We start from the raw sequence: 12,129 nt of genomic DNA, 5'->3' as shown, positions 1-12,129 counted from the left end.
ACGCGCGTACAGGCGATACCTGCGGAAGCCGCCGCCATCACCCGAGATGGATCACAGAGTCCGACCGCTCGCCCCACCGATCCCACGATGGAAAAGCCCGCCGAGGCTGCCGCAAGCAGAGGCGATGTCAAAGACCCTGGCGCGGTCGTCCCGATTTCGGCGAAGAACCCGGGCACGCGCCCGACCGACGGCGGTAGCGGCGACTGGATGCGGCTCGACCCCCCGCCGGGGGCCTCATCGAAGACGAAGCTTCTGATCAAAAAGGCCGAGAAGACCATCCGGGTCGCTGTCGATCTCTTGGGGCGCGAGCAGACAGTGATGCCGCCACCCGAAGTCGCCGCCCTGTTGAAGAATGTCAAGGCCGAGGGCATCGGCAACGGCGAACTCACCGAAATCTATACCAAGGTCATCGGCAAGACGCAGCAAACAAAGGACTCGCTGCTCGCCATGGATGACAAGGTCAAGCAGACCTCGAAGCTCATGGCCGACGACAAGTCCAAGAACCTGGCCGCGATCAAAACCATCGTCATGCAGCTCAAATCGGACATGGCGCCATATTCGCTCGTCTCCGGAAAACTCACGGCCTCGCAAGATCTCACTCTGCTGAGATTGGTCGGCGACGCCTTACTGAAAATTTGCAAGAAGATCGTCGAGGCGGCAGACCACAACTGGGACATCGCCCACGGTGGTGGCAATGGCGGTGGTGGCGGAGGCGGCATCCCCGGCGGTGGTCAGCAGGGTGGTGGCGGCGGACAAGCCGGCGGCGGTGGTGACGGCGGCCTCGGTGGGCTGCTGTCGATGCTGCCGATGCTCGGCATGATCCCGATCTCGCTGATCCCCATGCTGCCCATGCTCACCGAATTGTTCAATGGTGAGGGCGATAAGCAAGCCGAAGACAAGAAGGCCGAAGGCGGGGGGCCACCTCCACCGCCACCGGGCGAAGGGAAGCCAGCCGAGGGGCAGAACGCCGCGCCCGGCGATCCGAACAACCCGACCGAAGGTGCCAAGCCGACCGAGGGCGCTGCGGCGGGCAACGACCCGAACAAACCCACTGGAGAACCGGCCAAGCCGGAGGACCAGAAGCCGAAGGAAACTCCCCAGGCCACCGCCTGAAATCTCCGTTGATATGCCGAAACGGTCGGGATGCGGTTCCGCATCCCGGCCGTTTCGTGTGAGGCTCGAATCAGGTGTAGACCTTCTCGAATCAGGTGTAGACCTGTGGGCGAATCGGTTTCGGCGCTGCCGGCCCTCCGGTCCCCGGCGAGGCGTCCACGGTGGGCGGACCTGAGGCCATCAGGTCGCCATTGGCCTTGTCGATTCCGCTGGGATGGAAGAAGCCCTGGAACTTGCCGAACGGGCCGTGCCCATCATCCGGTGGGTTGTGTGGATCCAACTGCACGAGTTGCCCGTTGAGCATGACATTCAGACCCGCATCGTTGATCACGACCAGAGCCGTGCGATTCTCCCACTGGATCACGTCACCGGTGCGCAAGCGGTTGTTGGGGTCGGTGCTGTTCGGGTCGACCGCAACCCACGGACTGCTAGGGGTCTGCTGCGCGGTCGTCCCGGCATACGCCGCGCGCGCGTCGCTACCGTTGTCGTTGTAGGTCTCCTTGTTCAGCGCTTGGGCGACAACCGAGGAGACCTTCTGCGTCGAGCCATCCGGCAGGGGGGCGTCGGTCATACCGCCAGGTGTGATGACGGGCGGCGGCGCACCAGGCCCGTACGAGGCAGTAGCGACCCCGGGTGCGGCATCGCCGGGTGGAGCGCCACCGGCCGATGCCTGCGCGACCGATCCACTTTCCTCTGCCCGACGGTCCTCATCGTCGCGCCGGCGCTGTTCGTCCTCACGCCTGCGCTCTTCCTCGTAACGCTCTTGCTGCTGGGCCTCGGCCCGCTGCGCCATCATCATCTGCGCCGCTTGCCCGATGACCTGCGGCAATGTACCGATCATCATCATCAACGGCAATCCGAGATTCATCCCGCCACCGCCGCCCTGCTGCTGGCCAGGTTGTTGCGGCTGCTGGCCGACACCGCCTGGCTGCTGGCCGCCCGGGTTCTGCTGCCCACCTGATGACCCGCCACCCGGTGAACCCGTACCACCGCCGCCGGACCCGTCGCCTGTTCCGCCGCCACCGCCGCCGCCGTCGGCTCCACCGCCGGAAGCGATGTTCTGCACATCCTTGGCGAGGTCGCTGAAGAACTTCGCCAATTCCGGATTGGTGGCACCGGGGCCAGTCGAGCCTCCAGGAGTGTTGGAGCCGAGGGGCAGGTCCTTGTAGGTATTGCTCCAGTCCTGGTTGGGACCCGGACCCGTCGGGGTCGGGCCGGGGCCCGGCCCTTGACCGTTGGGTCCCGGACCAGTCGGGCCCGGACCACCAGGTCCTTGCGGCGTCGGCGAACCGCCGCCTGGCTCCTTCTTGCCGCCCTTCGGATCACCTTTGCCCGGGTCCGGGTCGGGCTTGCCGCTATTGACGTCGTCCTTGACGCGATCGATCCGCTTGGAGATATCCATGGACGCGCCGTGGACCGCATCCAGGAGCTTTTGCTCCAGCTCTTTGCTCAGCTTGAAAGAGGTGACATTGCCGTCCTTGTCGAACTCACGCTGCACGCGACCCGCTTTGTATTCCTCCAGAGTTTCATGGATGGAACTGGCACCCATCGGAGCTTGCATTATGTTGGAGAGCCGGTCGTGCCGGTTTATGATGTACTTCCTTGCGTCTTCCACATCCTGCGCAATATTGCTAGTTTTTAACTTGACCTCGTCGATCTTCTTTTCCATTGCGCGGTTGAGTGCATTAATCTTCTCGCGGAGCCCCTGGTAACGATCCACCATCTCCGAGGAGAATTTACCAGCGGGAAGGCCAGCATTCTTCAAAGCCACCGCCGGATCCGGGGCGCCAGAAGGCTTGCCCGAGCCGAGCGTATCCACCTGGAGCTGCATTATTCGGCGCATCGCTTCGACAGTGTCATAGAATACAGCTTGGCCGCCGGGCGGAACCGGGAAGTCGATGGGTATGAAATGCTTCTTCTGATCGCCCAGATTGTAGGCGACGCCGAGTATGGTCTTCTTATCTTTTGCTAACGCGACAATGGTGCCATCGTCGTTGATCCGATAATACTTGACCTTGTCGGCGGTCTCCTTATCGAAGTTGAACGCCTGAGACCAGACGGCGTCGCCTGTGTCCCCTTTGGCCATATTATGGCCACCGATAACATCGATCGAGTCGTTGTCGAACCGCGCTCCGGTCATATCGCCCGGACGGATGGTGCCCGATTGGAGCACCTTCTGACCGAGCTCGTTGTCCGCGAAGACCAGGTTCCCATTCTTATCGAACCGCAGCGAATACCGCCCGTTATCCGATATCAGTTCCTGACCGGGCTCGAGCGTGCTACCGACCCCGATGGTATTCGACTTGTCGCCCATCCCGGTGGCGTCGTCGAGCTTGATATCCGACTTGGCGGGAGCGTCGAACTTCGGATCGACTGCACCACTGATCGGCGCTGTACCATCGAGCTTCTTCTCGTCTTTTTTGGGGGCGCTTTCCTGCTCGCCCTCATCATCGGGCTTCCCGCCCGATACTCCGCCGCCATCGCCCTCGTTCGAGGATTTTACAGCTGCAGGGTAATTTCCGTTAGGATTTTGGACATATGTCTCCCCTGCGCCCCCTGACGATTCCGACTTCTCGGGTGACGGTTTCGGTTCCTCTTTTTTATCCGGCTCGTTTTGTTCGAGCGATGCGATGTACTCTTCCTGACTCAGCCGTTTTTCCGGCGGAATAAGTCCGCTACTCTCGAAAGCTTGTTTCTGCCGGTATTCATCCAGCGGGTACGTCTTCGGTTCCTCGGCCATCAGCGCACCCGATCCCACGCATCCGAAGCGCCGACGCGCCCGCTACCCATCGACTCGGCTACGGAAATCTTCACTCCTGTCGAGCACAGCCGGACGGTCCAGGTGGACCAGCGCTCGCGATCAGAACTCGAAGGATGCTCAAGCACCATCCTGGTCACTCCTCGAAAGCGGCGGCGCGACGGGGGGCGGCCCGGCCACAGCCCCGGGAGGCGGCCCGGACACACCTCCCGGCGGCCCAGCGGAAACGCCGGGCGCCGATACAGTTCCGGTCGAGGTGGCCGGACGGGCGACGCGCCCGGTATCGGCGGTCGACACCGTCGACGGAGCCTCCATGAACAGCGGGTGCTCGACGATCTGCTCATGCGCATAGACGGCGTCGCGCAAGCCCTGACGGGTCGGCTCGCCCTCCAGCAGCAGCACCAGCTCATTGCAGCGACGCTCGAACACCATGTCTCGCAAGGACGAGTCCGCGTCGTCGACCCGGAGATCGCCGAGTCCGACCCGGCCGGGGTCGACGCGACGCGAGAGCATGGAGGCCGCGAGCAGGTCGTCGGCGTCGCGCAGGTCGTCCCACCACGGTGCGGGAACCTGTTGTCCCGCCTGTACCACGGCCAGGATCCGTTCCCGGACGCCGCGCACTTCCATTGCTTCGACCGGCGGCGGTCCGGACCGCCCCAGCTTCATGTGCGCGTCGATGGCCAGTTCGACGCAACGGCCGGGGACCTGGTTGTCCTGAACCGCGGCAACGTGTTCGAGGGCGTTGAGCGAGCCGAACAGGCCGAGGCGGTCGGCGGTGTCCGGAGTGAATTCGCGCAGATCCAGGTCATAGGACGGACCGACGAGCCCTTGGCTCGGCACATCACCGAGCTGTGCGCGCAGGCCCGGGTCGATGGGCCCGGAGGAGACCAGTGCGGACAGTTTCGCGTTGGCCTTCTGGCCCCAGGCCATTCCGAATTCGACCAGTACGCGGGCCGGGTCGGAGACGCCTTCCCACGGTGAGCCTGCGTTTCCGTCGGTGCCGAGCAATTCGTCCCACACCCACGGCGAGGACACCTCGCGTGGCAGGAACATTCCGGCCGGCATCCAGCCGCGCCCTTCGTTGGTGGTGATGAACACCCCGGCTCCTGCCGGGCCCCGCATCACCGACACTGCCCAGGACAGGCCGATCACGGAGGAGTCGGCTGCCGCGAGCACCGCCTGCAGCAGGGTGCGGGCGATCACCAGATCCTCGTCGACCTGATCGCCGACCACGTGGGCTGGTTCGGCGGCCTTGTCCTTGGCGTTGGCGACCGCGGCGGCGAACGGTGTCGGCATCGGCACGCCCATGGGCGCCGCTTCGGAGCGGCCGCCGGTTTGTGACGGTGGCGCGGTCGCACTGCGGTCGTCCATCCCGCCCGCGAGAGGCCCGACGCCTGCGCCCGGCATCGCGGTGACCGGCGGGACTCCCCCGGTAGGCGAACCAGCCGACGCGCCGGCGGGCGCACCGGTGGGCGTGTTGGTGGAGCCGGCCGATGTGTCGGTCGCTGCGGCCGCCGGAATATGCGGTGCGGCACCGGTGGTCGGCGTTTGCGCGCCGGCGCCGGTGTCGGCTCCGGCGGGTGCACCGGTAGTGGGCCCACCCGGGGTCGGTGTCTGGCCTTCCGCGATCGGCTGATCGGGGGCCGTACCGCCGGGGAGCGTCTGCTCCGGCTGCGGCGTGGTGGCCGTGCCGTCCGGATCGGGCCGCACGTCGTCCGGTGCCGGACCGTCGGGACCACGGCCGCCGGACGGTCCATCCGGCGCCGTTCCTCCGGTGGAAGGCGGAGGCGACGATGGCGCGGGCTGCGTACCACCTCCGGTCGGATTCTCGACCTCGTCACCGCCGCGACGCACTGCCGCAGCACCCTCTTGGTCGTTGTATTCGTAGTTGTCCGCGGACGCGCGCAGGTTCTTCGCGGTCGTTTCGTGATCAAGGGCGAGAGCTTCGCCCGCGTCCTGCCTGGCCTGGTAGTAGTCGCGCAGCGCATGATAGACCGGATCAGCGATGGACCCGTAGGTACGAGGGAAGTCTGCGAGCCAGTCCGTGGGCTGTTCGGCCCACTTCCGAGTGTCCCGAGCGACCTGCTCGTGCTGGTCCGCGAGTTGGCGCAACACCGCGGGGTCGAGATCCAGCTTTTCCGGCACGCTCGATCACTCCTTCCACACCACCGACCGTTTCATTGTTCCGGCTTCCCGTCATTGGGAACCTGCCGACAGCCTTCAGGAAACCCTTGGCGCGCTTACCGTCGGCCGACGAGCGGGCCGTGCGCTACCCGCGGCCGGTTCGGCCAGCGCCGAATGCCCCGCGATCTGCGCGTGCGCGTACATCGCATCACGCAGCCGCTGCCGCGTCGGCTCGCCGTTGAGCAGCAACACCAGTTCATCGCATCGCCGTTCGAACACCATGGCACGCAAAGCCGAGGCATCCGCTCCGGGTTGGTCGGATCGCAGCTCCCCCAGGGCGACTCGCGTCGCGTCGAACCGGCGCGACACCATCGAGACCGCCAGCAGGTCGTCCAGATCGCGCAGCTCGTCCCAGGATTGGTCCGGTATGTCGCGTCCCTGGCGAATCGCAGGCAGGATCCGTTCGCGCAGAGCGGGCACACCGAGTGCGTCGCTGCTGTTCATGCCGGCTCGCGCAAGGCGCTGATGGGCGTCGATCGCCAGATCGACGCAGCGAGCGTGAATCTCGTCGTCGGGCGTCTCCGCCACCCGAGCCAGCATGCGGGGCGACCCGGTCAACTCCAACCGATCGATCAGGCGAGGGCCAGGCGCGCTTAGGTTCATCGCAGGCGAGGCGTCCACCGAGCCTGCGGTGGCGACCTCGCCCAACTGGGCACCGAGCATCGTATCGATCGGCATCGACGAGGCCAGCGCGGTCAACCGCGCACCCGATTTCCGGCCCCAGGCGAGCGCGAACTCCGCCAGCACCCGGGCCGGATCGGAGATTCCCTCCCATCCGGAACCTTCGGACACCGACCACACCCACGGCGTCGAGAGTTCCCGCGGCACGAACACTCCGGCGGGCAGCCATCCTCGGCCCTCGTTGGAGGTCAGGAACGCGCTGACACCTCCCGAATGCCGCATGACCGCGACCGCCGATTCGGGTCCGGTCACATGGGTGGCGGCCGCGAGTACGCCGGCAAGCAGGGTTCGGGCGAGCACGAGATCTCCGTCGACCTTCTCACCGAGCACGAATGACGGTCCCGCTGCCGCGGCCATGGCCGCACCGACGACGTGGCGGACGATGTCCTCGGGTTGTTGTTCTGGATCTGCGGGAACGGCCTCCGGCTGTGGAATCGTCCGGTTCGCGGGCTGGGCTGTACCCGGTACCGCGGCGGTACCGCTGCCGGGTGCTGACGTGCCCGCCGGTGGTTGCGCACCCACCACGGGCGCTTTCGCCGGTGCGACCGGTGGTGCGGGTGCCGCCGTCGATGGTGACGACGTCGCTGCCGCGGGGCCGACGCTCGGCCCACTCGACTTCACCGGGACCGACGGTGGCGGCGATCCTGGCGCGGTGGCCGATACCGGCGCCGGCGCGCCCATCGGCATCATCGGCGGAGGCATTCCTGCCGTCGAATCGGCCTGCACGGACGACTCCGGGCCCGAGTTCTCCGCACCGGACGCATCTTTCGACGCAGTCGTGCGCGCTGCCGCGTCGATTGCCGTGTCCGTATTCCCCGGCTCGGTGACTCCGGACTCGTCGGTGTCCGAGCGGCCGGACTCCGCACCGGTCCGTTGCGGGTCCGGACCGCCCCCGCGGTACGGACCCGCTCCCGTCATACGTTCGGAGTCGGTGCCATTCGAACGGTCAGGGCCGGTGCTGTCGCCCGAGCCGATATCGGAGCCGGCTGCGCCCCTGGTGGAGTCAGGTGCGGCGCTCCCCCAGGGTGTTGGCACCGGACCGGCCCCCCCGCGCGTGGGCGGCACAGCGCCGGCGCTCGCGTCCGGGGTGTGCGGGCCGGTGTCGCGGGTCTGCGGCGGACTGTCTGCGGGTTGCGACGCCGCCGGCTCCTGATCACCCGGAACGACCGAATCAGAGTCGGCTGGATCGCCAACGAGGTCGGCCGGCGGCTGAGCCTCGGAGGGCGGTGCGGCCGGATCCAGCATCTCGTCTGGCGCCACGATCGGCTCGAAACGATCGTCCGGCGACTCCGGTGTGGGTCGCGGTGCCGGAGCATCCGCGCCGGGTCGCCCATCCGGGCTGCGGGGTTGCGTGCCTTCGGGGCCGCGGCGGTCCCCGGCATCGGTTGGTGGCGGCGCCGACGGGCCCACCGGTGGCTCAGGTCGCGAACGAGACCCCCCCGACTCCCACGGCCCCGGCTCCCCGAGCACCTGCGAGATCACCGCCAGTGACGGCAGTCCGGCCGGGCTGATCGCACGGAGCGCCGCGGCCACCACATCGCGGACCTCCGCACGCGCACCGCCGAGCACGTTCGCAACCGTGTCGGCCGTCTGCTCGGGCGTCGGCGCCTCTTCGGCGCCGGCTTCTTCTGCGCGACGGTGCACAGCCGCGATCCGCGCCGTGGCGTCGTCCACGATGTCGAGGATCCGGTTACGGGTGCGGTAGACGAGCGCACCGGCGTCACGGAAGACCTCCGATGCCGCGATCAGCGCATCGGCAAAGGCTTGCGGCGTGCCCTGCTGGGCCAGCATCTCGTCCTTGATCGGCTGCAAACGCGCACTGGAACGCACCGCTTGATCGAAGGCGAGACGCGCCCGAGCGGCATCGCCTGTGTTCAGCGCGGCGGCCGCCGTGCGGGCTTGGTTCTCGAGCGCATGCCATGCTCCCGGCGAGATCTCCGGCCAGTCGTCACCGACGATCGCATCCCAGTACGGGCTCGTGCGCTCCGGCTCCATTCCGCTCCACTCTCCGCACCCCGCCGGGCACCGTCACCGGTCCGCATTCGGTCGCGACAGCTCAGATCGCCTGGTGCCCACGTATGTATGCGGCGCCGAGGATGTCGGCGACATCGTGGGCATTCGCGCCATCCACCGTGTCCTGAAACGCTGCGTTGGCGCGAGTCAGGCACTTCTTGACCGCGGTGTCGAATGTCGTGGTGATCCAGTCGAGTTCGCCGAAGAGCGCATGATCCAGTGACGACGCGGGCCGGCATGGCACGACCAGATCGCGCACAGTCACCGCCACCTGCCCTGCGCTGGTCGCGATGGCGCGGACGTACTCGCCCGCGGGGGCGATGACTTCGGGGGTGTCGTCTCTGTCCAGCATGTCGGTTCCTGTCCTCGAGTGGGCGTGCGGTTACGTGGTGCGGCCCAGCTCGGCACTTTCCGTGGCGCGATAGGAAGCCTCGGTCGGCAGATCGAACGCGTCGACCGTGTAGGGGCTTGCCCCGTTGTATTCCATCTCGGCACGCAGACCGACCCTGGACTTGAGGTGCGCCAAACGTGCGACCCGCAGCACCTCCGCAGACAACCAGGCATCCCCGTTCTCACGCGCCTCGTCGGTGAGGTGCAATCCGACGATTTCACCGTCGCGATTGCAGGCGACGCCGACGCTGTGGTCGAGGTTGACGACCTCGTAGGTCATGTTCTGCCAATCCGGAGCGACAGGTGCCTCGTCGGGATCGTAAGCGTCGAAGTCGTCGACCTCGTGTAGGTCGGTGGGGTTGGGGTGCGTCATCGGCTGATCTCCGGGGGTCGTTCGGCGGTGCCTACGGCGACCACCGAGGCGGGCGATGCGGGACTCGAGTCGGGCGCGGCGGCAACTTCCGCCTCCAAGCTCGCGGCCAGTGCCGCCCAGGTCGTCTCGTCGATCGTCATGACCAGGTTCAACGACCAGAACCGGGCGCCGAGGTACATCTCCCCGGAACCATCGCGAGCCACCTCGAGACGGTCTGCGGACTCGTCGGCGGTATCGAGGGTGACCCTGGTGACGGGCGGGCGCTTGTCATCGATATGGATGATCGGCGCGCCACCGCCGGGGAAGAATCCACGACGGCACCGCGGACTGTCGCCGATGGCGACCGCGGCGCAGTTGGTGGTCACCGTGACCTCGGGATCGAGCAGCAACTGCATCACCCAGGAACGAGCGGCACCGACCGGGTCGTCAGCGCTGATCGCGACCGCGAGGTAGGCCGAAAGGTCGATGACCAGAATCGCCTGGGCAGTGGTGATCCCGACGACCACCAGCCGGTGCGCAGGCTCGGCCGGCGGGGGCAGCTCGTCGGCGGACATGGTCAGAACTTGTGAGCCGGCCCCCGTGCTCGCGACCGGGTGCGCGGTGACGGTTCCGGTGGACACCTCGACGGTGAACGCGCCGAAGGGCCCTGCGGCGTGCCCGGCGATACCCGCCAGTCGGCTGAGGCCTTCCTCATGCAGCCAGCGCACCGCTTCGCCCGCGCTGACCGCATCGGTCTGCGTCACGACGGCGACCCCGGCGTTGCCGCCACCGCTTCCGCCTCCTCGGAATCCAGCGGACCGTCCATGACCAGACGGTACTGGCGCCCGGCATCGGCACTGCTGTCGCGAATAGCGGCCATGATTTCATGCACGAGCTCGGCGCTCTCGAACCGGTCGACGGTCCCCGGTGCCAGGTAGAGCCCGGTCAGTCGGCCCATCGCGTCCACCTCGGGAATCACCGCGCCGCTCGGCGAGGGCCGCCGCGCCCGGATCGAGTCGATCTTCTCCCGCATATCGGCGATGCGGTGCCGCAGGTCGCGCGCCATATCGAGGGCGGCCTGCACGTCGGGATGGATATCACTCATGCCGAACCTCCGGACTGGGACGAATGCTGGTTGCCCGCACCTGAATTCGGTGTTGGCGGGGTGACGCTCGGCGCGACCGTCGGGCGCTCGCCGATCACCATCTCGGTGTGCGGGGTGTCGTCGACGTACATCAGGCGGTCGGGATGCCAGGCGACGACACGGTTGCGGTCATCGCCCCCGGCTCCGCCGCCCGCGCCGGCACCCGGGGCCATCGGCATCATCGGCATCATCGGCATCCCGGCGCCACGCCCCGCCGCGGCGCCCGACGCGGACGCCGACGCCGGCAGGGCTTCGATCACCGGCGCGCGCGGCAACCCCTGTGTCGTACTCGCCGGCGCTGCCGCGGCGGTCAGCGGTGCCGGCGGGGCGACCATCGCCGAATCGGCGAAGCCGCCACCCATGGCGCCTGCGCCGCCACCTCCCCCGAAACCTCCTCCGAAGCCGCCAGGCGAAGCGAAACCTCCGTAGTCATCGTACAACTCGTCGCCGAGGGCATAGTCGTCGAGGTATTCTCCGGCCGACTGATCCAGCGGCAGATTGCCCATGGACGACATCGCGTTCGTCAGCGCGGACATCATGTTCGCCATCATGCTGGGGTCCATCTCACTACCGGAACCCTCGCCGCCCGGACCCTGTCCACCCGTTTGGCCACCCTGGCCTTGAACGGCTTCACCACCAGCCGTCTCACCGGGCACCTGGGTGCTCATTTCAGCCTCGTATCCCCCGATCGCTGTGGCCGACTGCAAATTCTGGTTTTCGAATCTTTCCAGCGCCGACAGTTTCCACGCCTCGTTCTTCGAGCGCATGGCTGCGATCAGGTCTTTGCGGGCGGCCTTGATTTCCTCCGGCGGCGGATGTTTCGCCTTCGCGCGGCGGAACGCGTCGCCGTAAGAGTCAACAGAATCGGCGAGCATCGTCATCCCGGTCGCCAGACGATCGAGCCAGCCCTGGTATCGGGTGAGATTCTTGGCTGCCTTCTCCCCCACCGGCGTCCACTGCTTCATCGCCGTCGACGCGTCGGACACCACCTGATTCGCAATGGGGAACACTTCGCGGGTGAACCCTCTGAGGGCGTTGGCGAATTCGTGCGCGGGGCCGGGCCCCGGGCCCTGACGCAGTCTCTCCGCGAACTCCAAGGAGTCGACCCCACCGGCCGGCAGTGTGGTGGGGACGGGAGGCACCCGGTGCGGCAGCACTTGTGGCTCACCCACTGGATCGGCCACCAGATCAGCACCCGATCCGTTGATCGCACGCGCACCTTCGTCATCGGCGAGGCTGTAGTTCGCGGCGGACGTGCCGATTTTATGCGCCTCGCGCGCAACCGCGTTGAGTACATCGATTGTCCCGTTGACCAGGGTTGCAGCCTGGTTGTTGAGCTGCGGGACGACCCCGGCGGAAATGGGGTCTGCCCCCGCGGGAGTCACCCAGCCGGGGGGCAACCCGCGAGCGGTCTCACCCGCTGCCGTCGAGAGCGCCGAGGCAGCGGCCACGAGCGCGCCGAGATCGACATTCAACTCCATCGATATCTCCTCT

The 12,129-nt window shown here is 67.1% G+C and carries 9 protein-coding genes; 1 reads left to right on the top strand and 8 read right to left on the bottom strand.

The features are described 5' to 3' along the window. Positions 1 to 87 precede the first annotated feature (87 nt). Positions 88 to 1,113: a hypothetical protein gene (locus GV792_RS13675; RefSeq protein WP_163824362.1), complete on the top strand. Its 1,026-nt coding sequence runs from the start codon at positions 88 to 90 to the stop codon at positions 1,111 to 1,113. Positions 1,114 to 1,204: 91 nt separating this feature from the next. Here the strand turns inward: GV792_RS13675 and GV792_RS13670 are convergent, their stop codons facing one another. The 8 genes from GV792_RS13670 to GV792_RS13635 form a co-directional block, all read right to left on the bottom strand. Next, a complete protein-coding gene (locus GV792_RS13670) occupies positions 1,205 to 3,853 on the bottom strand; it encodes a hypothetical protein (protein WP_163824466.1) in 2,649 nt (882 codons plus the stop codon). A gap of 138 nt (positions 3,854 to 3,991) precedes the next feature. Next, positions 3,992 to 6,016: a type VII secretion target gene (locus GV792_RS13665; RefSeq protein WP_163824465.1), complete on the bottom strand. Its 2,025-nt coding sequence runs from the start codon at positions 6,014 to 6,016 to the stop codon at positions 3,992 to 3,994. A gap of 75 nt (positions 6,017 to 6,091) precedes the next feature. Beyond that, positions 6,092 to 8,731 (bottom strand): hypothetical protein, encoded by a 2,640-nt coding sequence (locus GV792_RS13660; RefSeq protein ID WP_163824464.1) that lies wholly within the window; start codon positions 8,729 to 8,731, stop codon positions 6,092 to 6,094. Positions 8,732 to 8,792: 61 nt separating this feature from the next. Then, a complete protein-coding gene (locus tag GV792_RS13655) occupies positions 8,793 to 9,101 on the bottom strand; it encodes a hypothetical protein (protein ID WP_163824463.1) in 309 nt (102 codons plus the stop codon). Between the two features lie 30 nt (positions 9,102 to 9,131). Then, positions 9,132 to 9,512 carry a hypothetical protein gene (locus GV792_RS13650; protein ID WP_163824462.1) on the bottom strand — a complete coding sequence of 127 codons (381 nt, stop codon included), beginning with the start codon at positions 9,510 to 9,512 and terminating at the stop codon, positions 9,132 to 9,134. Next, positions 9,509 to 10,255 (bottom strand): hypothetical protein, encoded by a 747-nt coding sequence (locus tag GV792_RS13645; protein WP_163824461.1) that lies wholly within the window; start codon positions 10,253 to 10,255, stop codon positions 9,509 to 9,511. The genes GV792_RS13650 and GV792_RS13645 overlap by 4 nt, the downstream gene beginning before the upstream one ends. Beyond that, the gene (locus GV792_RS13640; protein WP_163824460.1) at positions 10,252 to 10,596 is read right to left on the bottom strand and encodes a hypothetical protein; all 345 of its coding nucleotides are present in this window, start codon (positions 10,594 to 10,596) and stop codon (positions 10,252 to 10,254) included. The genes GV792_RS13645 and GV792_RS13640 overlap by 4 nt, the downstream gene beginning before the upstream one ends. Further along, positions 10,593 to 12,116 carry a PPE domain-containing protein gene (locus GV792_RS13635; protein ID WP_163824459.1) on the bottom strand — a complete coding sequence of 508 codons (1,524 nt, stop codon included), beginning with the start codon at positions 12,114 to 12,116 and terminating at the stop codon, positions 10,593 to 10,595. The genes GV792_RS13640 and GV792_RS13635 overlap by 4 nt, the downstream gene beginning before the upstream one ends. Positions 12,117 to 12,129: the final 13 nt, after the last annotated feature.

Source organism: Nocardia cyriacigeorgica (assembly GCF_010868145.1).
GTDB classification, from domain to species: Bacteria; Actinomycetota; Actinomycetes; order Mycobacteriales; family Mycobacteriaceae; genus Nocardia; species Nocardia cyriacigeorgica_D.
This window is presented reverse-complemented; position numbering and strand designations above follow the sequence as displayed.

Coding starts and splice junctions, on each gene's coding strand:
- GV792_RS13670 (WP_163824466.1), bottom strand. CDS start 3,853: ATGGCCGAGGAACCGAAGACGTACCCGCTGGATGAATACCGGCAGAAA.
- GV792_RS13655 (WP_163824463.1), bottom strand. CDS start 9,101: ATGCTGGACAGAGACGACACCCCCGAAGTCATCGCCCCCGCGGGCGAG.
- GV792_RS13660 (WP_163824464.1), bottom strand. CDS start 8,731: ATGGAGCCGGAGCGCACGAGCCCGTACTGGGATGCGATCGTCGGTGAC.
- GV792_RS13650 (WP_163824462.1), bottom strand. CDS start 9,512: ATGACGCACCCCAACCCCACCGACCTACACGAGGTCGACGACTTCGAC.
- GV792_RS13635 (WP_163824459.1), bottom strand. CDS start 12,116: ATGGAGTTGAATGTCGATCTCGGCGCGCTCGTGGCCGCTGCCTCGGCG.
- GV792_RS13675 (WP_163824362.1), top strand. CDS start 88: ATGGAAAAGCCCGCCGAGGCTGCCGCAAGCAGAGGCGATGTCAAAGAC.
- GV792_RS13640 (WP_163824460.1), bottom strand. CDS start 10,596: ATGAGTGATATCCATCCCGACGTGCAGGCCGCCCTCGATATGGCGCGC.